The sequence below is a fragment of the Streptomyces scopuliridis RB72 genome (assembly GCF_000718095.1).
Lineage (GTDB): Bacteria > Actinomycetota > Actinomycetes > Streptomycetales > Streptomycetaceae > Streptomyces > Streptomyces scopuliridis.
The window spans coordinates 24216-45803 of record NZ_JOEI01000008.1 but is presented as its reverse complement, the minus strand read 5'-3'; the positions used below and the strand labels follow the sequence as shown (position 1 = coordinate 45803).

General features: G+C 68.2%; 22 protein-coding genes and 1 pseudogene. 5 read left to right on the top strand and 18 right to left on the bottom strand.

The window, feature by feature from the left end; translation table 11 throughout:
* Positions 1–63: 63 nt before the first annotated feature.
* From IF11_RS41575 to IF11_RS38750, 3 genes are all read right to left on the bottom strand, one after another.
* Positions 64–237: a hypothetical protein gene (locus tag IF11_RS41575; RefSeq protein WP_206300733.1), complete on the bottom strand. Its 174-nt coding sequence runs from the start codon at positions 235–237 to the stop codon at positions 64–66.
* Positions 238–675: 438 nt separating this feature from the next.
* Positions 676–882 (bottom strand): hypothetical protein, encoded by a 207-nt coding sequence (locus IF11_RS0111135; RefSeq protein WP_030351357.1) that lies wholly within the window; start codon positions 880–882, stop codon positions 676–678.
* Positions 883–1163: 281 nt separating this feature from the next.
* Positions 1164–1739 (bottom strand): CGNR zinc finger domain-containing protein, encoded by a 576-nt coding sequence (locus IF11_RS38750; RefSeq protein WP_078490623.1) that lies wholly within the window; start codon positions 1737–1739, stop codon positions 1164–1166.
* Positions 1740–1842: 103 nt separating this feature from the next.
* Between IF11_RS38750 and IF11_RS0111130 the strand changes: the two genes are divergently transcribed.
* On the top strand, positions 1843–3015 hold the full coding sequence (locus tag IF11_RS0111130; protein ID WP_030351356.1) for an epoxide hydrolase family protein: 1173 nt from the start codon (positions 1843–1845) through the stop codon (positions 3013–3015).
* Between the two features lie 141 nt (positions 3016–3156).
* A pseudogene (locus tag IF11_RS38745) lies at positions 3157–3258 on the top strand (DUF397 domain-containing protein); the annotation flags it as partial.
* 215 nt (positions 3259–3473) lie between these two features.
* On the opposite strand, the gene IF11_RS41570 reads toward IF11_RS38745, so the two are convergent.
* Together IF11_RS41570 and IF11_RS36540 are read right to left on the bottom strand one after the other, a co-directional pair.
* Positions 3474–4649, bottom strand: coding sequence for an ADP-ribosyltransferase (locus tag IF11_RS41570; RefSeq protein ID WP_037727543.1), 1176 nt, complete (start codon positions 4647–4649; stop codon positions 3474–3476).
* Between the two features lie 154 nt (positions 4650–4803).
* Entirely contained in the window at positions 4804–6060 is a 1257-nt protein-coding gene (locus tag IF11_RS36540) for a hypothetical protein (RefSeq protein WP_157848429.1), read from the bottom strand.
* Positions 6061–6294: 234 nt separating this feature from the next.
* Between IF11_RS36540 and IF11_RS0111115 the strand changes: the two genes are divergently transcribed.
* Positions 6295–6843, top strand: coding sequence for a glycoside hydrolase family 25 protein (locus IF11_RS0111115; RefSeq protein ID WP_030351354.1), 549 nt, complete (start codon positions 6295–6297; stop codon positions 6841–6843).
* Between the two features lie 64 nt (positions 6844–6907).
* Here the strand turns inward: IF11_RS0111115 and IF11_RS0111110 are convergent, their stop codons facing one another.
* A complete protein-coding gene (locus IF11_RS0111110) occupies positions 6908–8194 on the bottom strand; it encodes a geranylgeranyl reductase family protein (protein WP_030351353.1) in 1287 nt (428 codons plus the stop codon).
* Positions 8195–8301: 107 nt separating this feature from the next.
* On the opposite strand from IF11_RS0111110, the gene IF11_RS0111105 reads away from it, so the two are divergent.
* Positions 8302–8808, top strand: a complete 507-nt coding sequence (locus tag IF11_RS0111105; protein ID WP_030351352.1) for a GNAT family N-acetyltransferase — start codon at positions 8302–8304, stop codon at positions 8806–8808.
* 67 nt (positions 8809–8875) lie between these two features.
* Here the strand turns inward: IF11_RS0111105 and IF11_RS0111100 are convergent, their stop codons facing one another.
* The 5 genes from IF11_RS0111100 to IF11_RS0111080 all read right to left on the bottom strand — a co-directional run bounded on the left by IF11_RS0111100 (position 8876) and on the right by IF11_RS0111080 (position 14210).
* The gene (locus IF11_RS0111100) at positions 8876–9568 is read right to left on the bottom strand and encodes a demethylmenaquinone methyltransferase (protein ID WP_030351351.1); all 693 of its coding nucleotides are present in this window, start codon (positions 9566–9568) and stop codon (positions 8876–8878) included.
* Positions 9569–9647: 79 nt separating this feature from the next.
* Positions 9648–10097, bottom strand: a complete 450-nt coding sequence (locus tag IF11_RS0111095; RefSeq protein WP_030351350.1) for an imidazolonepropionase-like domain-containing protein — start codon at positions 10095–10097, stop codon at positions 9648–9650.
* Positions 10098–10123: 26 nt separating this feature from the next.
* Positions 10124–11350 carry a cyclic dehypoxanthinyl futalosine synthase gene (gene mqnC / locus IF11_RS0111090; RefSeq protein WP_030351349.1) on the bottom strand — a complete coding sequence of 409 codons (1227 nt, stop codon included), beginning with the start codon at positions 11348–11350 and terminating at the stop codon, positions 10124–10126.
* Positions 11351–11460: 110 nt separating this feature from the next.
* Entirely contained in the window at positions 11461–13224 is a 1764-nt protein-coding gene (locus IF11_RS0111085) for a serine/threonine-protein kinase (RefSeq protein ID WP_030351348.1), read from the bottom strand.
* Positions 13225–13328: 104 nt separating this feature from the next.
* On the bottom strand, positions 13329–14210 hold the full coding sequence (locus IF11_RS0111080) for a menaquinone biosynthetic enzyme MqnA/MqnD family protein (RefSeq protein ID WP_030351347.1): 882 nt from the start codon (positions 14208–14210) through the stop codon (positions 13329–13331).
* Between the two features lie 370 nt (positions 14211–14580).
* Here IF11_RS0111080 and IF11_RS0111075 point away from each other — a divergent pair, with 370 nt between their 5' ends.
* A complete protein-coding gene (locus tag IF11_RS0111075; RefSeq protein ID WP_017948713.1) occupies positions 14581–14784 on the top strand; it encodes a cold-shock protein in 204 nt (67 codons plus the stop codon).
* 391 nt (positions 14785–15175) lie between these two features.
* Here IF11_RS0111075 and IF11_RS0111070 read toward each other — a convergent pair whose 3' ends face one another.
* The 7 genes from IF11_RS0111070 to IF11_RS0111040 all read right to left on the bottom strand — a co-directional run bounded on the left by IF11_RS0111070 (position 15176) and on the right by IF11_RS0111040 (position 21524).
* On the bottom strand, positions 15176–16531 hold the full coding sequence (locus IF11_RS0111070; protein ID WP_030351346.1) for a dicarboxylate/amino acid:cation symporter: 1356 nt from the start codon (positions 16529–16531) through the stop codon (positions 15176–15178).
* 429 nt (positions 16532–16960) lie between these two features.
* Positions 16961–17215 carry a DUF4229 domain-containing protein gene (locus tag IF11_RS0111065; RefSeq protein ID WP_078490643.1) on the bottom strand — a complete coding sequence of 85 codons (255 nt, stop codon included), beginning with the start codon at positions 17213–17215 and terminating at the stop codon, positions 16961–16963.
* Between the two features lie 148 nt (positions 17216–17363).
* Positions 17364–17894: a GNAT family N-acetyltransferase gene (locus IF11_RS0111060; protein WP_030351344.1), complete on the bottom strand. Its 531-nt coding sequence runs from the start codon at positions 17892–17894 to the stop codon at positions 17364–17366.
* Between the two features lie 31 nt (positions 17895–17925).
* On the bottom strand, positions 17926–19104 hold the full coding sequence (gene mqnE, locus IF11_RS0111055; RefSeq protein WP_030351343.1) for an aminofutalosine synthase MqnE: 1179 nt from the start codon (positions 19102–19104) through the stop codon (positions 17926–17928).
* Positions 19105–19156: 52 nt separating this feature from the next.
* Complete coding sequence (locus IF11_RS0111050) at positions 19157–20137, bottom strand: quinone oxidoreductase family protein (RefSeq protein ID WP_030351342.1); 981 nt, start codon at positions 20135–20137, stop codon at positions 19157–19159.
* Positions 20138–20246: 109 nt separating this feature from the next.
* The gene (locus IF11_RS0111045) at positions 20247–20702 is read right to left on the bottom strand and encodes an Lrp/AsnC family transcriptional regulator (RefSeq protein WP_030351341.1); all 456 of its coding nucleotides are present in this window, start codon (positions 20700–20702) and stop codon (positions 20247–20249) included.
* 102 nt (positions 20703–20804) lie between these two features.
* The gene (locus IF11_RS0111040; protein ID WP_051745800.1) at positions 20805–21524 is read right to left on the bottom strand and encodes a UbiX family flavin prenyltransferase; all 720 of its coding nucleotides are present in this window, start codon (positions 21522–21524) and stop codon (positions 20805–20807) included.
* Positions 21525–21588 lie beyond the last annotated feature (64 nt).

Sequence of the window (21588 nt, the reverse complement as noted above, 5' to 3'; positions counted from 1 at the left end):
CCCGCCCGAACCGCACCCCGGCCCCCCGCGGTGAAACCGCGGGGGGCCGGTAAGAAAACGGCGTCACTTGTCGCCGAAGATCACGACCGTGTTGAAGCTGTTCTTGATCCGGGAGTCGATGTCGATGAACTCACCCCGTCCGTCGTGCTCCCAGCTCGTGGCCGAGGCGGCACCCGCGCTGCCCAGGACGGCCACGGCGGCGAGAGCGGCGGCGGCGACTGCTGTACGAATACGCATGAGTTTTCTCCTTGTGAAGAAACATTCGGTTCGGACACTTCACAGGTTCACGGTGGAGCGCCGCCGATAACCGAGCGGGAAGAGAGACCACTCCGATGCGGAGAAAATGCAGTACCCCTGGCCGAAGGACGCCAAAGGTTCGCCTCTGGTCTTCCGGTCGGGCCGGCGAGACTCCGAGGTGCGGTTTCCAATGACGGCCCGGTATCACTCTGACGAGGTTGCGCCCGAGTCGCACGCCCCGGTCCGCGGTGGGGTGCACGGCAGGGCTACGGCAATCTCGCGATCGGCCGGGAATGATCACGTGAATCCGAGGGTCGCCGACGGCCGGGGCATGTCCCGCCAGTGATGTCCGCACCTTGTTACCGGTGGGTTCGATGGCGGTTACCGGTGGGTTCGATGGCGGGCGGGGCCCACCCCGGCCACCCCTCGGTCCTCACCTCACGCCGCCCCAGCAGGAGCACGCCCCACCAAGTGCGCCTGCGGCGCACGGATCGTGACCCGCACCGGGTCCGGGCAGCAGTAGCAGGTGTACGTGTACCCCTCCTCCGCGTCGAGCGGGACAGGTGGCACGGCACCGTCCGCCGTCGGCATCACCGCGTACAGCACCCCCACCGCCAGCACGATCGCGCTCAACGCGATCGACACAACACCCCACAGAGCAGGGTCCGCGCTCGCGGTGTTGGGCAGGGCGAGACGCAGTGATTGTCTGGAACTCGCCGAGCACGGCGGCGAGATCCACGCCTACCCGCCAACACCCTCGACTGCGAAGAGCCGATGAACGTCGCCGATCAGTAAACGTAGACGTACTGATTGAGGACGTTGATCGAAGGCGACGGATGGCTCTTAGTGGTGCCGTTGGGGGGCACCCAACGCGACAGAGGTGTCGCGGACGTGGGGCCGCCCACTTGGATGTACCGAGGTAACGATCACTCCGCTGATCTGAGGTTTTTGCGCTGGTTGGCATTGAAGCGCGCTTTCTTCTGACGATTCCCGCACGTGTTCATGTCACACCATTTGCGGGTGCGACTTTGGCTGGTGTCGAAGAAGGCGGCTTGGCATGTTGGTGATGCACACAAGGCCAATTTTCCGTCTCGTTCGCCTGCGATGATGCTGATCGCGTCGGCGGCGATCACGCTGAGGGCATCTTCCACACAGGAAGCCGAGCCAAGTAGCCATCGCCGCTTACCCTCGGGCGTCAGGATAGCCGCGGCCCGACCCTGAGCGCTGCAGTCATTGATGACTTGGACAGCAGACGCAGGGAGAGCGTCCTGGATCGCGGCCGCTGTCGCGGCGGCGTGAATCGACTCCCTCAGTTCCCGAGCGAGGTCGAGCTGGGCAGTGGTGCAGGACGCCACGGCGAGGCCGTTCACTGCCAGCCAGTCGACGAGTCGGTGCGGCGTGGGAATGCGCTCCACAGCGTTGCCATGACGCTCCGACAGAGTCCCCGTGAAGCTGGTCGCCAGCACGTTACCGAGGCGGAAGTCAGGGAACCCAGCACGCATGGAACCACCTTAGCAGGTTGCAGCGTGGCTCGGAGAACTGCTAGAACCTCCTTAGCCGGTTCGCGATGGATCGTAGCCGGTTCCGCGACGGCCAGGAGGTCTCATGCCCCGTCTAACCAGCGACGTGACAGCATTTGAAGCCCACGCAACTGACGCTGACCTCGACGATCTGCGCGCGCGACTAGCCGCGGCGCGACTACCGGAGGCTGAGACGGTCTATCGCGCCGCGCCCGACCCTCGCCGATGGGAACAGGGCGTACCTCTCGCCGACCTCGTCGATGTCGTGAACTACTGGCGCACCGGGTACAACTGGCGGTCTTTCGAAGAGCGCCTTAACCGTATCGGCCAGTTCCGCACGACCATTGATGATCTGGGAATCCACTTCCTGCACCGCCGATCCGCGCGCGCAGATGCCACTCCTCTGATCTTGACGCACGGCTGGCCAGGCAGCATTGCCGAGTTCATCGATGTAGTAGACGAGCTGGCAGATCCGAAAGATGCAGACGCGCCAGCGTTCCACGTCGTGGTCCCGTCGCTACCAGGCTTTGGTTACAGCGACAAGCCGGCCACCACCGGGTGGGGAACCGAAAAGATCGCGGCCGCATGGGTGGAACTGATGGGAAGGCTCGGCTACAGCAAGTTCGCAGCCCACGGCGGCGACTGGGGAGGTAATATCACCACGGTTCTCGGCGGCAGGTTCCCGGCGCACGTTCTCGGCATCCACACAACGTTCGCGGAGGCGCCGCCCGGGTTGACAACGGACGGGCTGACGGCGGTCGAGCGCAAATGGACCGAGGAAACCCGCGATTTCTGGCGCCACCACGCGGCGTACGCGAAGCAGCAGGCGACCCGACCGCAGACCATCGGCTACTCGCTCGTCGACTCACCGGTCGGGCTTCTTGCCTGGATCCTTGACAAGTTCGCCGAGTGGACAGACACCGAAGACAGCCCGTTCGAGACGATTTCCAGAGACAGGGTTCTTGACAACGTCACCCTGTATTGGCTGACACGGACCGGCGCATCGTCGGCCCGCATTTACTACGAAAGCCACAACTCGCTGGACCCCGAACTTCGGGTCGACGTCCCGTCAGCAATCAGTATGTATCCCCGCGACATCGAGAAGTGTCCGCGCCCCTGGGCACAGGAGCGGTACCGACAGATCGTCCAATGGATGTCGCCCGAAATCGGGGGACATTTCCCGTCGCTGGAGGTTCCCGAGTATTTCGTCAAAGATCTACAAGAGGGCCTCGCGGCAGTGCTGGCCGCTAATCGGTGAACGCGGCTGGGTGCCGGCACTCGATCACCGCCTGATCCGGCTCAAGGCGTTGCCCGACGGCTACCTGCCAACACCCCCGACTACACCCTCAACTGCGAAGAGCCCGTTTCGCTGCCGGGACACCACGGCAAGCATGGAGGTATGGATATTCAGTGGCGTAAATCCTCCAGGTCCTCGAATGCCGATGGCGGCAACTGCCTCGAACTCGCCGAGCAGGACGGCGAGATCCTCATGCGCGAGAGCGCAGGCGCGCGCTGAGTTGGGTGGACGGCGGTGGCTGCATCGGCGGCGGTCGGGGCGCTGCACCGGGGCGAGCCGTGCGGGTTCTCGCTCAGCCATCGTGGCCTGTGGACGGAGTGGACCGTACGCCCCGTACCGCTCCCCCTCAGGACCGGGCATGACGACGGCCCTGTGCGGTGACCGGGCGGTCACCGCACAGGGCCGTACGTACGCATGGCTCAACCCACCTGTTTCACCTGGATGACCTTGTACTCCTTGCCACCGATGATTTTCGTCGTCTCGCCCGTCTTCACGAACTTGCCGCCACGCGGGATGAGGACTTCCGACTCCTTGCCCCGGTAGCGGGACAGGGGGTCGATGTTGCGGCCGTCGTCCGTAGTGACTTCGAGTACGACCTTCTCGCCCTTCCGACCGTTGCTCTTCGCGTTTTCGGCGGCGCGGTCGGCCTTTGCCGGGTCGCTGGACGTGCTGAGGTACTCGGGCATCTCGACCTCTTCACCGTTGGCGAACTTCTCTATCAGCTCGTCCGGCATGAACGTACCCCGGTAGAACGTCCCCCCGACCGGCGGCAGGTGCTCCAGAGCACTGTCCATACGCTCGATGAACTTCGGGACCTGTTCTCCACGGCGGCCGGGAATCGGATGACCACGTAGGTACTTGTTCGCGTCCTCGGCCCACGAGCCGGTGTAGTCGGCGATGATGAGCGCGTCCTGGGCGGTGAAATCCTTTGTCAGCGGGTTCTTGCGAGCGATCTCCTCGACCTCCTGCGCCCAGTTCTTCTTGTCGCCGGGGCGGAAATCCGGGACATCGTCCAGCACGGTCATCGAGTCTGGGCGCTCGGGGCAATTTCCCCCATCCGGACCCGGCTCGGGCTCGGGCTCGGGCTCGGGCTCGGGCTCGGGCTCCGGGTCGTCGGGCTCGGGCTCCGGCCTCGGCTCATCGGTGAGTCCAAGAGCGTTGCTGAGCCTGTTCTCCACGTCTTGGTACGTATCGACACCAGCGATAGAGGCTCCGGATATCGACTGCAGCATGTCCATCGCGGAAGCGCTTCCCGGGTCGGCTGCGAGCGTGGCCCCGCTGACGACAACACGCGTACGAACCGCAGCCGAGGCGAGCGTATAGCGCCCATTGCCGGCTGCGCCGGTGCTCACCCGGCCAGAGAAGGCGATCTTGGAACCGTTCAGGCAGTCATTCTTCTTGTCCTCGTCGTCCTTGTCCTTGTCCTTGTCCTTGTCCTCGTCCTTGTCCTTGTCCTCGTCGTCGTCCTTGTCCTTGTCCTTGTCGTCGTTCCTGCCGCCGCTACTCCCGCCCGAGCCACCACTGGTACCTCCGCCGGCGTCAGACCCGCCGGTGCCCGTTTCCGTGCAGCTCTGCATGATGCCCCAGGGGGCCATGACGGGATTGCACTCGACACCGCCACTCGACCCACCGCTGTCCGAACCACCGTCCGAGCCACCGCCGTCGGAACCACCGCTGTCCGAACCACCATCCGAACCGCCGCCGTTCGAGTTGCCACCGCTCGAACCACCGCTGCTGCCGCCGGAACTGTTACCGCCAGATGCGCCGCCGCTGCTGCCGCCGGAGCTGGATCCGCCCGATGAACCACCGCTGCTTGATCCGCCGGATGACCCGCCACTGCCCGCCACTGCTGCCGCCGCTGGAACCGCCGGAACTTGACCCGCCCGATGACCCGCCACTGCTGCCGCCGCTCGATCCACCGGAGTCGGATCCACCGGAGCTCGCTCCCCCGTCGATGCCTCCGCTGTCGTCGCCGCCGCTGCTGCTCCCGCCGCTGTCTCCACCAGTTGAACCGCCGGAGCTTGAACCGCCCGAACTGGACCCACCAGAACTGTCGCCGCCAGAGGCGCCGCCGCTGCTTCCACCGCTGTTTCCACCGGTCGAGCCGCCGGAACTGGAGCCGCCCGAACTGGAACCACCGGAGCTGTTGCCACCGGAGCTGTTGCCACCGGAGTTGCCGCCCGTAGCGCCGCCGCTGTTCCCGCCGCTGTTCCCACTGGTCGAGCCGCCGGAGACCGTACCCCCGTTGTCTCCACCGCCCGACTCGCCGCCGCCGGCGACCGCGTCGCTGTCGCACGAGCCGCCGAGGATGTTGCAGACCGCTGTCTGGAGACCGTTCGCGATCTGAGTACCCACACCACCGAGAACAAGCGCGCCGATGATCAGGGCGACCAGACCGATCATGCCGACGTACTCGACCGTCGTCTGACCACGATTCCGGCGCCACCCGATCATGTGCGAAATCGAAGGGATCGCATCCCGCCGCAGCCGCTCAAGCGTCCAACGCGGCCTCACAGCCCGCTGATCCGCGGGCAGTTCGAACCACGCTCGACTGACACCCGCACTGACCAGCGCCAGCACTGCACCCGGCAGCAGCAGTTGACTGACCCCCCGCGCCGAACCCCCATACAGATTGACGACGCTGCCGACCAGCAGCCACGCCTGAAGCACGACCAACGCGAACCAGACGACCTTCCCACCGGTCCACAAACGCCGCGCCAGAATCACCGCGGCGATCCCCGGCACCAGCGCGTACAGCGCAGCCAGCGTGAGCATCGGCGTGATGTGGGTGCCCAGCTCCAGCAGCGAGTTCAGCACGCCGACGCCGCCCAGCAGCGTCAGAGCGAACATCAGATAGAGCAGCACCCGGGTCACGACGAGAGATCTCGGCAACTCCCAGCGATGCGTGGGTATGCCGACCTGGTAAACCAGGCCCTGTGAGTCCGACACGGGTAACCCTTCCAGCAAACTGCTTTGATCTCCGGCCCGGGCGTCCAGCCGCGGCACGTATATCGGACAGTACGTACGACCAAGACCCATTTCGAAGGGCCCACGGACCCACCGCGGGCCCACGCCAGGCCCACACCGCGTCTCAGCGACGGGCGCAAGTTCCCTCAGCTGGGGGATTTCACTCGTAAAGATGTCGTGGCTGTCGCCGATACGCCAGCGCGATCCGTACGAACCACGCTTGGGTAAGGGAGAGTTGTCACGCCTGAACCACCGCGCAGGAGGCCTCCCCCCATGACCACCAAAGGCATCGACGTCTCGTCACATCAGAGTTCCAGCTACAGCACCGCCGGCCTCGACTTCGTCTTCGTCAAGGCCACCGAGGGCACGTCGTACGTCAACCCCAAGATGACCGCGCAGGCCGCGCGTGGCCGGGCCGCCGGGCTGGTGGTCGGCTTCTATCACTTCCTGCGGCCCGGTGACATGAAGGCGCAGGCGCGGTACTTCGTCGAGGAGTGCGCCAGCATCGAGTACGACCCGCTGTTCGCCGACTGGGAGGACGATGGGGTTTCCTGCGCCGAGAAGGACGCCTTCATCGCCGAGGTGAAGCGGTTGCGCGGGTCCAATCACCGAGTGGGGCTGTACTGCGGGCAGTACTACTGGCTGCACCGCGACACCACCAGCAACGCGGGCGACGCGCTGTGGATCGCCGACTATGTGACCGCCGGGAAGCCCCGGATCAAGGCCGCGTGGAAGTTCCACCAGTACACGGACACCCCGGTCGACACGAACGTGGGGAATTTCGCCGACCGGGCCGACCTGAAGAAGTGGACCCGGGGATGAGGCTCCGGGGATGAGGCCCCGGGGATGAGACGGACGTCAGCCAGGACCGGTCGTCTACGCGGCCCTACGCCTTGGGGGCCACCTTCGACAGTCCGTTGATGATGCGGTCCATCGCGTCGCCGCCCGTCGGGTCCGTCAGGTTCGCCAGCATCTTCAGGGTGAACTTCATCAGCAGCGGATGCGTCAGCCCGCGCTGCGTCGCGATCTTCATGATCTTCGGGTTGCCGATGAGCTTCACGAAGGCGCGGCCGAGCGTGTAGTAGCCGCCGTAGGTCTCCTTGAGGACCTTCGGGTAGTGGAGCAGGGCCATCTCGCGCTGGGCGGGGGTCGCGCGGGCATGGGCCTGGACGATGACGTCGGCGGCGATCTGGCCGGACTCCATGGCGTACGCGATGCCCTCGCCGTTGAACGGGTTGACCATGCCGCCCGCGTCACCGACCAGCAACAGGCCCTTGGTGTAGTGCGGCTGGCGGTTGAACGCCATGGGCAGGGCGGCGCCGCGGATCGGCATCGTCATGTTGTCCGGGGTGTAGCCCCAGTCCTCCGGCATCGAGGCGCACCACGCCTTGAGCACCTCGCGCCAGTCCAGCTCCTTGTAGGCGGAGGAGGAGTTGAGGATGCCGAGCCCGACATTGGACGTACCGTCGCCCATGCCGAAGATCCAGCCGTAGCCGGGCAGCAGCCGGTCCTCGCCGGGACCGCGGCGGTCCCACAGTTCGAGCCAGGACTCCAGGTAGTCGTCGTCGTGGCGGGGGGAGGTGAAGTACGTACGGACCGCGACGCCCATCGGCCGGTCCTCGCGGCGGTGCAGGCCCATGCCCAGGGACAGCCGGGTCGAGTTGCCGTCGGCGGCGACGACGAGCGGCGCGTGGAAGGTGACCGGGGTCTTCTCCTCGCCCAGCTTGGCGTTGACGCCGATGATGCGTCCGGTGCGGTCGTCGGTGATCGGCGCGCCGACGTTGCACCGCTCGTACAGCCGCGCGCCGGCCTTCTGCGCCTGCCGGGCGAGCTGTTCGTCGAAGTCGTCACGCTTGCGGACCAGGCCGTAGTCCGGATACGCGGCCAGATCCGGCCAGTCCAGCTGGAGCCGTACACCGCCGCCGATGATCCGGAGCCCCTTGTTGCGCAGCCAGCCGGCCTCTTCGGAGATATCGATGCCCATCGAGACGAGCTGCTTCGTGGCGCGCGGGGTGAGGCCGTCGCCGCAGACCTTCTCGCGCGGGAACGCCGTCTTCTCCAGCAACAGGACGTCCAGGCCCGCCTTGGCGAGGTAGTACGCGGTGGTGGAACCGGCCGGGCCGGCGCCCACGACGATCACATCTGCGCTGTTTTCGGAGAGGGGCTCGGTCACAGCGGGTTCTCCCGAAGACTCGAATTTGGGTACCTGGCGGCACGGGGCATGTGCAGTCTATGGGGGTGCACCGTTACCTCCACTGAAGGGTTGCCCTCGTGAACAACATGACCCAACCGCTCCCCGTGGTGCAGCTCCGCGTGCCCACGGAGGAGGACGCGTTCCACTGGCACCGGGTTTTCGACGATCCCGAGGTGATGGAGTTCCACGGCGGCGTCTCGGCGGAGAAGTCGGTGTACGAGGAGTTGACCGCCCGGCAGCGCAGGCACGACGCCGAGCGCGGCTTCTGCTTCTGGACGATGACGGACGACGACGATGAGGTGATCGGCTTCACCGGCGCGCAGCCCTGGCCGCACGAGACGTTCGGTCCGGTCGGCGAGATCGAGATCGGCTGGCGGCTGGGGCGGGCGCACTGGGGGCGCGGTTACGCGACGGCCGCCGCGCGCGCCACGCTGGAGCGGGTACGCGCGGCGGGGGTCGGCCGGGTCGTGGCGATGGTCAACTCCCGTAACGAGCGCTCGGTCGCGGTGACGCGGCGGCTCGGGATGGAGCTGGCGGAGACGTACCCGCTCTCGTCGGGGGACACCGCGTACTGCTTCCGGCTGGAGTTGTGAGCCGGTGAGCCCGTGAGCCGGTGAGCCCGTCAGCCGGTGAGCCCGTGAGCGTCTGAACCGGAGAGGCTCAGGCGCGTACGCCCCGGTGCAGCGCCACGATCCCGCCCGTCAGATTCCGCCACGCCACCTTGGACCAGCCCGCCCCCTTCAGCCGCGCCGCGAGGGCGGGCTGGTCCGGCCAGGCCCTGATCGACTCGGCGAGATAGACGTACGCGTCGGGGTTGGAGGACACGGCGCGCGCGGTCGGCGGCAGCGCGCGCATCAGGTACTCCTCGTAGACCGTACGGAACGGCGCCCACGTCGGGTGCGAGAACTCACAGATCACGATCCGCCCGCCGGGCTTCGTCACCCGGTACAGCTCGCGCAGCGCGAGGTCCGTGTCCTGGACGTTGCGCAGGCCGAAGGAGATCGTCACCGCGTCGAACACCCCGTCGGCGAACGGCAGTTTCGTCGCGTCCCCGGCCGTGAACGGCATCCACGGGTGCCGCTTCTTGCCCTGCCGCAGCATGCCCTGGGAGAAGTCGCAGGGCACGACGTACGCACCGGTCGCGGCGAGCGACATCGAGGAGGTGGCGGTGCCGGCGGCCAGGTCGAGGACCTTCTCCGCCGGGCGGGCCTTCACGGCCTTGGCGACCTCCTTGCGCCACAGTCTGGCCTGGCCGAGCGAGAGCACATCGTTCGTGAGGTCGTACTTCTCCGCCACGTCGTCGAACATCGAGATGACTTCGTGCGGCTGCTTGTCCAGGGAGGCTCGGGTCACGCACTCCATTGTGGCAGGGCGGACATCGGCCGGGCGGGGCCACTCCCCCGTAAGACTCCCTGTACGCGGCTGCGCGCGGCTATGCGCGGCGGTGCACCAGACGGCCCGCGCACACCGTGGCGACGCAGCGCCCGTCCGCGTCGAAGACGGCGAGATCGGCGCGTCCCGTCTCGGCGAGCGCCGTACGCGGGGCGGCGGGCAGTACGAGGACGCCCACCCGCGCGGCGGCCTCGCGCAGCCCCGGGGCCGTCGCGTACTCGCCGAGGACCGCCACCGCGCCCAGCTTCAGTACGGCGTGGATCCGCTCGCGCGGGGTCGGGGCGTCGGGCAGCGGTCCTTCGTGGACCCGGGCGGGGCCGAGCACCCCGGCCCACTTGCGCACCCGCGCGCCCGGGAACCGCTCCCGCAGCTCCTCGAACGTGCCGACCGCGCCGATCCGGTCGCCTGTCACCACGACGCCGCCGCCCTTGATCGGCTCGGCGATGTCCCAGGTGTAGCGGACCTCGTCGGCCACATGCAGGGTCTCCACCGCGCGGCCTCCAGGGGTCTGTCAGCTCAGTTGGTGGCGATGAGCTTCAGCTCGGGGTGGGCCGTACCGCCCTCGATCGCGGTCGACGAGATATGCGACTGGACCCGGTCGTCGACGGGGTCGTTCGCCGGGTCGTCGTGCACGACCAGGTGCTCGTACGTCGTCGCGCGCTGCGCCGGGACGCGGCCCGCCTTGCGGATCAGGTCGATGATCTCCAGCCGGTTGGAGCGGTGCTTGGCACCGGCCGAGGACACGACGTTCTCCTCCAGCATGATCGAGCCGAGGTCGTCGGCGCCGTAGTGCAGCGACAGCTGGCCGACCTCCTTGCCCGTGGTCAGCCAGGAGCCCTGGATGTGCGCGACGTTGTCGAGGAAGATGCGCGCGATCGCGATCATGCGCAGGTACTCGAAGAGCGTGGCCTGCGTCTGGCCCTTCAGGTGGTTGTTCTCGGGCTGGTAGGTGTACGGGATGAAGGCGCGGAAGCCGCCCGTCCGGTCCTGTACGTCGCGGATCATCCGGAGATGCTCGATGCGCTCGGCGTTGGTCTCGCCCGTACCCATGAGCATCGTGGACGTCGACTCGACCCCGAGACCGTGCGCGGTCTCCATGATCTCCAGCCAGCGTTCGCCGGACTCCTTGAGCGGCGCGATCGCCTTGCGCGGGCGCGCGGGCAGCAGCTCGGCGCCGGCGCCCGCGAAGGAGTCGAGACCGGCGGCGTGAATGCGCTGGATCGCCTCCTCGACGGAGACACCGGAGATCCGGGCCATGTGCTCGACCTCGGAGGCGCCGAGGGAGTGGATGACCAGCTGCGGGAAGTCCTTCTTGATCGCGGCGAAGTGCTTCTCGTAGTACTCGACGCCGTAGTCCGGGTGGTGGCCGCCCTGGAACATGATCTGCGTACCGCCCAGCTCCACGGTCTCCGCGCAGCGGCGCAGGATGTCGTCGAGGTCGCGGCTCCAGCCCTTGGCGGTGTCCTTGGGCGCGGCGTAGAAGGCGCAGAACTTGCACGCCGTCACACAGACGTTGGTGTAGTTGATGTTCCGCTCGATGATGTACGTCGCGATGTGCTCGGTCCCCGCGTACCGGCGACGGCGTACGGCGTCGGCCGCGGCGCCGAGCGCGTGCAGGGGTGCGGAGCGGTAGAGGTCGAGCGCTTCCTCGGGGGTGATGCGGCCGCCGGCGGCGGCGCGGTCCAGGACATCAGTGAGGCTGCCAGTGACTTTTACGGACGTGAGGTCGGCCTTCTCGGTCACCGGTGCGGGTCCTTCCCAAGGGGTCTGTGACGACCGATCCAGCGTACGCCAGGGGTGGTGGCGGACCGCGAGCGCCATGGGGGGCGCCCGGGGGTGTGCAGGGGAGCGGCTCATCTCTGCTTCGTCAGGATGCCGGTCGGGCTGCCCGCCCGAGCGTCCCGGGAGAGGTAACGGAGACCGTCCCTTTCGAGGCCGAGCCGCAGGCCGGTCGTGCTCTCGGTGCACATGTCCTTGCTGCGCGGGCCGCGCCGGGCGTCGACGACGAGGGTGCTGCCCTCGACCCCGGTGAGAGTGAGGACGTCCTCGCAGATGAAGTTGCCGAGGATGTCGGTCTGTTCGGCCTTCCCGACGCGCTCGCCGGTGGAGCCCGTTTGTATGGTCACCTTCATCGTGCCGGCGGGGAGGCCGGCGGCGGTGACCTCGCCGTTCCAGACACCGACGAGTTCGGCGGGTACGGAGCCGTCGCCGGAGCCGTCGCCGGAGCCGGGATAGGAGCCGTCGCCGGACGGGGGCTTCGAGGCGGAGACGCTCGATGACGGGTCGGCCGTATCCCTGGAGGCGGAGTTGTCGCTGCCGCCGCCGGGCATGAGATCGAAGAGGAACGCGCTGCCCACCATCACGGCGGCCATCGCACCCGCGACGGCCAGGGCCACCGTGCAGCTGACCTTGCGCGTGCGACGTCCAGTGCCGTTGCCGTTACCGGGACCTGTGCCGGGGCCCGTTCCCGTTCCCGTACTGGTGTCGGCGGAGACCGATACGGAGAGCCGCGCCCCCGGGACCGAGGCGTCCTTGGGCGGATCGCTCGGCGGGACCGCCTGTACGCCCACCTGTACGTCCATCGGCGGGTCCGTCGGCGGGCCGAAAACCCCCAGCGACGGGCTGCTGAAAGGCACGGGACCCGTCTGTACGGGCGGAGCCGCCTGTACGGGCGGAGCGGCCTGTACGGGCGGAGCCGCCGCCTCCAGGTGCAGCAGCCGGACCACCGCCCGGCTGGCCTCCTCCAGCAGCGGAGCCGGCAGCCAGCCCGCCGCCACCAGCCCCGCCGCGCCACCACCCCCTTCAGGGACGAGGCGACGCACGATCTCGGCCGGCGCAGGCCGCGCGGACGGGTCCTTGGCGAGGCAGTCCGCGACCAGTTCCCGCAGTTCGCCGCGCAGGGAGCCCAGTTCGGGCTCTTCGTGCACCACCTTGTAGAGGAGCGCGGCCGAGGAGTCGCCCGGGAAGGGGCTCGTACCCGTCACCGCGTACGCCAGCACCGCACCCAGCGAGAAGACGTCCGCCGCGCCCGTGACCACCATGCCGAGGATCTGTTCGGGCGACATGTAGCCGGGCGATCCGACCGAGACGCCGGTCGAGGTGAGCGAGGCGGTGCCGTCCGTGGCGCGCGCGATACCGAAGTCGATAAGCCGAGGCCCGTCCGGGGCGAGCAGCACGTTCGACGGCTTGACGTCCCGGTGCACGAGCCCGAGGCCGTGCACGGCCACCAGCGCCTCCGCGAGACCGGCGCCCAGCGCGCGTACGGAGTGTTCGGGCAGCGGCCCGTGCGCCCCGACCGCCTGGGTCAGCGAGGGGCCCGCCACGTACGCCGTGACCACCCACGGAACGGCCGCCTCCGGATCGGCGTCCAGCACCGGCGCCGACCAGCGGGGGCCATCAGGCCCCGTACCGACGCGCCGCACCGCGTCCACCTCGCGACGGAAGCGGGCCCGGAACTCCTCGTCCATCGCGAAGTGCGGATGGACGACCTTGACCGCGACCGTACGGCCGCCCTGTGAGCGGGCGACGTAGACCCTGCCCATTCCGCCCGACCCCAGCCGCCCGAGCAGCCGGTACGGACCGATGGTCGCCGGATCGCCGGCCTCCAGCGGCTGCATTCCCCGTCCCCCTCGTGAGTCCTGTCCTACGTCCCCTACGTCCCGACGGACCTCTACGCAGCAGACTAGGGGGTGGGGGTACGGCGGTGGGGGTACGGCGGCGGTCAGGCCCTGAGCAGCTCGACATGCACATCGGCCGGGAACCCGGTCGTCGGGCCGGTCCGGCGCGCGAACTCCCGTACGCCCGCGAGCTGGTCAGGGCCGAAACGGAAGTCGAGCGTCGTGAAGTACCGCTCCAGCAGCTCCGCGTCGAAGGTCTCCCAGCGTGCCGCCTGCTTGGCGACCTTCGCGACCTCCTCCAGGGAGAGATCCCGGGACGCGAGGAACGCCTCGTGGACCTTCCGTACGACCTTCGGCTCCCGCGCCAGATAGTCCTTGCGCGCCGCCCACACCGCGAAGACGAACGGCAGGCCCGTCCAGTCCTTCCACATCTGCCCGAGGTCATGGACCTGGAGGCCGAGCCGGGGGGCTTCGTACAGCGAGGCGCGCAGCGCGGCGTCACCGATCAGGACGGCCGCCTCGGCCTCCTGCATCATCAGACCGAGATCCGGCGGACACGTGTAGTAGTCGGGGCTGACCTTGTACTGCTCGCTCAGCAGCAGCTGGGCCAGGCGTACCGACGTACGGGACGTGGAGCCGAGGGCCACCCGGGCACCGTCCAGCTGGTCCAGCGGTACCTGCGAGACGATGACGCAGGACATGACAGGTCCGTCGCAGCCGACCGCGAGATCGGTGAAGGCGACAAGATCGTCGGCATTGCGGAGGAATTCGACGAGGGTGACGGGGGCGATATCCAGCTCGCCGCGCACCAGCTGTTCACTGAGCTTCTCGGGAGTGTCCTTCGTCAGCTCCAGATCGAGAAGGGCGCCGGTCCTGGCGAGGCCCCAATAGAGGGGCAGGCAGTTCAGGAACTGAATATGGCCGACACGCGGCCGACTACGACGGTCGTCGTCTCCCCCGGCCGTCGCGGGGGCCCCAGGGGCCACTGGGGCATCTGGTACCTCGGCGGGAGGTGCTGCCGCGCCGGATGCCCCTGATGCCCGTGATGTTTCTGCCGCTGTGTTTTCCGCTGGACTGTCCACAGCGCGAGGCTAGACCCGTGATGGGCGCGGGAGCGCTCCGGGGCTCGGTTGCGGCGTGGCTCGTCAGCACGTCAGGGCCCTATACAAACGTCCGGGTGAAGTGATCTTTCCCTCTACCGCTGGACATGTGCTGCGTGCTAGGCTCGCCGCAAGTTGCAGTTTGGTTTCCCTTGCAGTACAGAGCCTGCGGAGCATGTGACCCGCAGGCTTTTGTAGTTTTCAGACTTCTTTGCAGGTTCTGGAGCAGGGCAACCCTTTGGCCCAAGGAGGGCTTATGGCTACCGGAACCGTCAAGTGGTTCAACGCTGAAAAGGGCTTCGGCTTCATCGCCCAGGACGGCGGCGGCCCGGATGTCTTCGTCCACTACTCCGCGATCAACGCGACCGGCTTCCGCTCCCTTGAGGAGAACCAGGTCGTGAACTTCGACGTCACTCAGGGCCCGAAGGGCCCGCAGGCGGAGAACGTCACCCCGGCCTAGTTGCCCGGCTCGGCGATCGCGCACGACTTACGCAGTAACCAAGGAGCCCTGCTTTTCCCCACTCGGGTGGGGGACAGCGGGGCTCCTGCCTTTTGGTCTCCGCTTCGGTTTCGAGCTTCAGCCGGCGATTCGATATCGATCTTTTGTTCACTGCGCTGGTGACGCCGGACCGTACCGGAACGTATACGACCGGCAGCCCCCGTTGCCCGGGTGGAGGGAGAAGGCGCGTACGCCGCCGGCCCTGCCGCCGCTGACCCATCTTCGTCCAGGTGCTGCGCGCCTATCTCGCGGACGCCGAGCGGCCACCGGCTGAGACCCGGCCGCCACAGCACGTCGCCCCCGGCCTCAGCAGAGGACGGGGGCGATCCGGGGTGCGCTTCGCGCGTGTGCGTTACGCGGCGACCGGGACCTTCGCCCCGCGCGTCTCGTCGGCGCTGTCGTAGTCGTCCACCGGCGAGGCCGAGGCCGAGTTGTACGCGTCGTGGTCGAGGATCTTCTCGCGTGCCGCGACGACGACCGGGACCAGCGCCTGGCCCGCCACGTTCGTGGCCGTGCGCATCATGTCCAGGATCGGGTCGATCGCCATCAGCAGGCCCACGCCCTCCAGCGGGAGCCCCAGCGTGGAGAGGGTCAGCGTCAGCATGACCGTCGCGCCGGTGAGGCCCGCCGTGGCCGCCGAGCCGACGACCGAGACGAAGGCGATCAGCAGATAGTCCTGGATGCCCAGCTGTACGTCGAAGATCTGCGCGATGAAGATCGCGGCGAGCGCCGGGTAGATCGCGGCGCAGCCGTCCATCTTGGTCGTCGCGCCGAACGGTACGGCGAAGGAGGTGTACTCCTTCGGGACGCCGAGCCGCTCGGTGACCTTCTGGGTGACCGGCATCGTGCCGACGGAGGAGCGGGAGACGAAGGCCAGCTGGATCGCGGGCCAGGCGCCCTTGTAGAACTGGAGCGGGTTGACCTTGGCGACCGTGGCCAGCAGCAGCGGGTAGACGCCGAAGAGGACCAGCGCGCAGCCGATGTAGACGTCGGCGGTGAAGGTCGCGTACTTGCCGATGAGGTCCCAGCCGTAGTCGGCGATGGCGAAGCCGATGAGGCCGACCGTACCGATCGGGGCGAGCCGGATGACCCACCACAGGGCCTTCTGGAGCAGTTCGAGGACGGCTTCACTGAGGGTGAGGATCGGCTGGGCCTTCGGGCCCAGCTTGAGGGCCGCGATCCCCGCGACGGCGGCCATGAAGACGATCTGGAGGACGTTCAGCTCGGTGAACGGCGTGATCACGTCGGTCGGCACGATGCCGGTCAGGAAGTCGATCCAGGACCCGGAGCCCTCGGGTGCCTTGCCGTCCTTCGGGGTGAGGCCGGTGCCCGAGCCCGGGTTGGTGAGCAGGCCGATCGCCAGGCCGATGGCGACCGCGATCAGCGAGGTGATCATGAACCAGAGCAGAGTACGGGAGGCCAGCCTGGCAGCGTTGTTGACCTTGCGCAGGTTGGTGATCGACACCAGTATCGCGAAGAAGACCAGCGGCGCCACGGCCAGCTTCAGCAGCTGGACGAAGATGCTGCCGATCTTGTCGAGGGTGGTGTAGAGCCAGCTGATGTCCTGGCTGCGGGCGAGCCAGCCGAGCAGCACACCGAGGACGAGACCGGCGACGATCTGCGCCCAGAACGGGACCTTGGGTATACGGAGGCCGGATCTGGGATCAGCCGGCTTCTCGGACGTGGTGGACGGGGAGTTCGCGGACACGAACACACTCCAGACGTGACGTTTCGGGGGCACACGGGACAGGGGTGCGGCGCTCGTGCTTCGAAGGGCTCGGGAGAGTAAGGGCTCGGGAGGACTCAGAAGGGGCGCCGCTGCATGATGCCGGGTCAGACCGCGCGGCAACAGACCGCGGACATACAGCGGCAGAGATCGACATGCAGGCGTGCCACGAGCGGGATGCCCAGGTGGCGGCGGTGACGCACTGCTGTCTTCATGTCGAACACGTTAACACTTGAACTTTGAGAAGCTCAAAGCACTTCTTTGGGGTACGAAGCGCCGGAAAGCCCGCCCGCAAAGCCGGAGAAGACCGCCGGAAACACGGCACCCCAGCCCTGGAGGGACGGCTCCGGGGCTGGGGTGTCGCGATGTGAGAAAGCTTACGTGGCGCTTACATAGCGCCCCCTGAGTGACCTACTGCGTGACGCCGTCCTCCTGCGCGCGGTTCGCCTCCAGCCGCGACTTCGCGCCGTCGACCTTGCCGACGATCTGCGCGGACATCTCGTCGCGCTGCTTGCGCAGCAGGACGAAGCTGAGCGGCGCCGAGATCACGATCGCGAGCAGCAGCACCCAGATGAAGTTGGAGTCGCCGAGCCCCTTGGGCAGCACACCGAACTGGACCAGGCCGGCGACGACCACGAAACAGCCGGCGAAGATGCCCAGACGCATCGCGGTGTACCGGATCGTGGCGCTTGTCTTCGAAACGGTCACAGCGGGCCCTCTCTATCTCTTCCTGGCGTACTGGCGTCGCGTACTGGCGTCGCCGTGGGTCCGACGTCGCGGTATGTCCGAGTCCTACCAGTCAAGCACGGCCTGTTCAGCACCGGTTCAGCGGGAGCAGCATCGTGATGTCGTCACGGTCGTCACCTGGGGCGACCCTGATCGCGTCCGGCACCCGCCCGACCTCCTTGTAGCCGCAGGAGGCATAGAACCTGTCGATGCCCATGCCTCCGCGGCACGTGAGCCGGATCGCCTCGACGGACTCGATCCCGCGGGCGGCGTCCGCGGCGGCGGCCATCAGGTCGCGGCCGTACCCCTTGCCCTGGTGCCGGGGGTGGACCATCACGGTGTAGAGCCAGAGCCAGTGCCGCATCAGCCGGTGGGTGTTGAGCGTGAGGAACGCCGTCGCGGCGACGGCGCCCTCCTCGTCGTACCCGACCAGCAGCCGGCCCCGGCCCTCGGCCATCGCCGCGAAGTGCTTGACCAGCTCGGGCCGTATGTCGTCCACCGTGACCGGCGGTACGAATCCGACGGCACCGCCCGCGTTGGAGACGTCCGCCCAGAGCGCGAGGACTCCGTCGCGCAGGGCGGGGTCCACCGCCGGATCCAGCTCGAATATGAGCGCCATCGCGTGTGCCCTCTCAGCTCCGTGCGCCCGCTCAGACCCGCATGGGCTGCGGGGACTCGCGGCGGCTGGCGTCGGGGCCCGGGTACTCGCGGATGATCTCGTACCGGGTGTTCCGCTCGACGGGCCGGAAGCCCGCGTCGCGGATGAGGTCGAGCAGATCCTCGCGGCCGAGCTTGTTGGGCGTGCCGTAGTTGTCGGCGTCGTGCGTGATCTTGTACTCGACGACCGAGCCGTCCATGTCGTCCGCGCCGTGCTGGAGGGCGAGTTGGGCGGTCTGCACGCCGTGCATCACCCAGAAGACCTTGACGTGCGGGACGTTGTCGAAGAGCAGCCGGGAGACCGCGAAGGTCTTCAGCGCCTCCGCGCCGGTGGCCATGGTCGTACGGGCCTGGAGGCGGTTGCGGATCTTGCCGTCCTTCATGTCCACGAAGTCGTGCTGGTAGCGCAGCGGGATGAAGACCTGGAAACCGCCGGTCTCGTCCTGGAGTTCACGCAGCCGCAGCACATGATCGACGCGGTGCCGGGGCTCCTCGATGTGCCCGTACAGCATCGTCGCCGGGGTCTTGAGCCCCTTCTCGTGCGCGAGCCGGTGGATGCGCGACCAGTCCTCCCAGTGGGTGTTGTGGTCGACGATGTGCTGCCGGACCTCCCAGTCGAAGATCTCGGCGCCGCCGCCGGTCAGCGACTCCAGACCGGCCTCGATCAGCTCGTCGAGGATCTCGGAGGCCGACAGGCCGGAGATCGTCTCGAAGTGGTGGATCTCGGTGGCGGTGAACGCCTTGAGGGAGACCTGCGGGAGGGCTTCCTTCAGCGCGCTGAGCGAGCGCGGGTAGTAGCGCCACGGCAGCGTCGGGTGGAGGCCGTTGACGATGTGCAGCTCGGTGAGGTTCTCGTTCTCCATCGCCTTGGCGAGGCGGACGGCCTCCTCGATGCGCATCGTGTACGCGTCCTTCTCGCCCGGCTTGCGCTGGAACGAGCAGTAGGCGCAGGAGGCGGTGCACACGTTCGTCATGTTGAGGTGACGGTTGACGTTGAAGTGGACGACGTCACCGTTCTTGCGCGTGCGCACCTCGTGGGCGAGACCGCCGAGCCAGGCCAGATCGTCCGTCTCGTACAGCGCGATGCCGTCCTCACGGGTCAGCCGCTCGCCGGCCCGGATCTTCGCCTCCAGCTCGCGCTTGAGACCCACATCCTGAACAGATGCAGTCATCAGGCCGCCTCCCACTATGTCTGCCAAATCGTGCCAGTCGAGACTACGCCCCTCACGGTACGAGAACGACGCGGCCCATGCTGACGCGCTGTTCGAGCAGGTCATGCGCGCGGGCGGCCTCGTCGAGCGGCACGCGCTCATGGATCACCGGCCGTACGGAGCCGTCCGCGACCAGCCGGACCAGCAGCCGTACGCCCTCCTCCGCGAGCGCCGGGCTGTCGCGCAGCATGGTGGCCATGCTGAAGCCCGTCACCTGCCGCATGCCCATCAGATCCATGACCGGGATGGCCGGCTGTTCGCTGTCGCCCCCGGACGCGCCGTAGAAGACGAGCCGTCCGTACGGCGCGAGCAGCCGGACGTCGTCGAGGAGCCGGGGGCCGCCGACGCCGTCGAGGATCACGTCCACGCCCTCCGGTCCGGCGGCGTCACGGACCCGCGCGGGCCAGTCGGGGTCGGTGTAGTCGACGGCCGCGTCCGCGCCGAGCGCGCGTACGAAGTCCCGCTTACGCGGTGAGCCGGCGGTGGCGATGACCCGCCGCGCACCCATGGCACGGGCCGCCTGTACGGCGATATGACCGATCGCGCCGGCGCCCGCGTGCACGAGCACTGTCTCCCCGGCGGCCACCCGCGCGGTCTGGAGCAGATGCACCGCGACCCGGCCGGTGGAGCCGAGCAGCGTGGCCTCCGCGAAGCCGAGCCCGTCCGGCAGCGGCAGCACGCGCGCGGCCGGGGCGGCGACGAACTCCGCATACGCGTCGGGGGCCTTCCATACGACGACCCGCTGTCCCGGCTCGATCCCGGTCACGTGGCCGCCCACCTCCACGACCGTGCCGGCGACATCCGTGGAGGGGCAGTACGGGAGCGGCGGGGCGCCGAGCGGGAAGATACCGAGGCGGCGCTGTACGTCGGCGTGGTCGACGCCGATGGCCTCCGCGCGGACGAGCACGTCCTCGGGGCCGTGGGCGGGCGGCGCGGCCTTCTCGGTCCGCAGCACCCGGGACGGGCCGTACTCGTGGTGACGGACGATGCGCACAGTCGCTTCCCCTTCTCTCAACCCTCGCGCCCTGAGGCTCGCACCGCCGGATGCCGTCCCGGGCCCCGGGACGGCATCGGACGGATGGCACAGTCGGGCCGACTCGGTGTCAGACCTCCTCGGGCAGTTCCCCCACCCGGTTCTCCCACTTGGTGGAGAGCACGATGGTGGTACGGGTCCGGGAGACGCCCTTCGTGCCGCTCAGCCGGCGGATCGTCTTCTCCAGGCCGTCCACATCGCTCGCGCGGACCTTCAGCATGTACGAGTCGTCGCCCGCGATGAACCAGCAGTCCTCGATCTCCCCGAGGTCGCGCATCCGGCGGGCCACGTCCTCGTGGTCGGCGGCGTCGGAGAGCGAGATCCCGATCAGCGCGGTGACGCCGAGGCCGAGCGAGGCCGAGTCGACCGTGGCGCGGTAGCCGGTGATGACGCCCGCCGCTTCGAGACGGTTGATACGGTCGGTGACGCTGGGCCCGGAGAGCCCGACGAGCCTGCCGAGCTCGGCGTACGAAGCTCTGCCGTTCTCTCTGAGGGCCTGGATGAGCTGCCTATCCACGGCGTCCATATGCCTGAAGCCTTCCATTATTCAGCGATCTCGCAAGATTACATATAAAATCTAAGGCATGCAGGGGTGAAATCCTATGAATCCTTGGATCCGGGATCTTTCTTAGGCGCCGTCACCCCGAGAGCCGCCGAGCTTCCCCTCCCAACGGCGGTACAGCCGGTGCGGCACCCCTGCCGCGTCCAGGACCCGCCCGGCGACGAAATCCACCAGATCCTGGATGTGCGTCGCCCCCGCGTAGAACGCCGGAGAGGCGGGCAGCACCACGGCGCCCGCCTCGTCCAGCGTCACCAGATGTTTCAGCGTCTGCCCGTTGAGCGGCGTCTCCCGTACGGCGACCACCAGCGTCCGCCGCTCCTTCAGGGTCACGCTCGCCGCGCGCTGGAGCAGATCCTTCGAGAGACCGAGCGCCACCCCGGCCACGCTCGCCGTCGACGCGGGGACGATCATCATCCCCTTCACGGGGTACGAGCCCGACGACGGGCCGGCCGCCAGATCTCCGGCCGGCCAGTGCCGTACGTCATCCGCGTCCGCGTCCCGGCTCAGCTTCACGTCGAAGGTGTCCGGCTTGCCGTCCGCGCCGCGCGCCAGCCAGGTGCGCAGATCGTCCCGCCAGCGCGCGTCCCGGAAGGCGATGCCCGTCTCGTCGAGCAGTGTCAGCCGTGAGGCCCGGCTGACCACGAGATCGACGCTCTCGCCCGCGTCCAGCAGCCCCCGCAGCACGGCCGCGGCGTACGGCGTCCCCGACGCTCCCGAGACGCCGACGACCCAGGGCCGCCGGGGCTGTCGCGGGGTGCGCTGGTCTTCGTACGATCCGGGCTTCACGGATCCGAGCCTATCCGGCGGCCCTGGGCAGGAACCGATGACCGTACCCCGGACGTTCACAGGG

What these genes read in the sequence shown, in the direction of transcription:
- IF11_RS41570 (WP_037727543.1), bottom strand. Translation starts at nt 4,649, where the DNA reads ATGGCCCCCTGGGGCATCATGCAGAGCTGCACGGAAACGGGCACCGGC.
- mqnE (WP_030351343.1), bottom strand. Translation starts at nt 19,104, where the DNA reads ATGACTGCATCTGTTCAGGATGTGGGTCTCAAGCGCGAGCTGGAGGCG.
- IF11_RS41575 (WP_206300733.1), bottom strand. Translation starts at nt 237, where the DNA reads ATGCGTATTCGTACAGCAGTCGCCGCCGCCGCTCTCGCCGCCGTGGCC.
- IF11_RS0111115 (WP_030351354.1), top strand. Translation starts at nt 6,295, where the DNA reads ATGACCACCAAAGGCATCGACGTCTCGTCACATCAGAGTTCCAGCTAC.
- IF11_RS0111045 (WP_030351341.1), bottom strand. Translation starts at nt 20,702, where the DNA reads ATGGACGCCGTGGATAGGCAGCTCATCCAGGCCCTCAGAGAGAACGGC.
- IF11_RS0111130 (WP_030351356.1), top strand. Translation starts at nt 1,843, where the DNA reads ATGCCCCGTCTAACCAGCGACGTGACAGCATTTGAAGCCCACGCAACT.
- IF11_RS0111075 (WP_017948713.1), top strand. Translation starts at nt 14,581, where the DNA reads ATGGCTACCGGAACCGTCAAGTGGTTCAACGCTGAAAAGGGCTTCGGC.
- IF11_RS0111105 (WP_030351352.1), top strand. Translation starts at nt 8,302, where the DNA reads ATGACCCAACCGCTCCCCGTGGTGCAGCTCCGCGTGCCCACGGAGGAG.
- IF11_RS0111085 (WP_030351348.1), bottom strand. Translation starts at nt 13,224, where the DNA reads ATGCAGCCGCTGGAGGCCGGCGATCCGGCGACCATCGGTCCGTACCGG.
- IF11_RS38750 (WP_078490623.1), bottom strand. Translation starts at nt 1,739, where the DNA reads ATGCGTGCTGGGTTCCCTGACTTCCGCCTCGGTAACGTGCTGGCGACC.
- IF11_RS0111065 (WP_078490643.1), bottom strand. Translation starts at nt 17,215, where the DNA reads ATGCGTCTGGGCATCTTCGCCGGCTGTTTCGTGGTCGTCGCCGGCCTG.
- IF11_RS0111060 (WP_030351344.1), bottom strand. Translation starts at nt 17,894, where the DNA reads ATGGCGCTCATATTCGAGCTGGATCCGGCGGTGGACCCCGCCCTGCGC.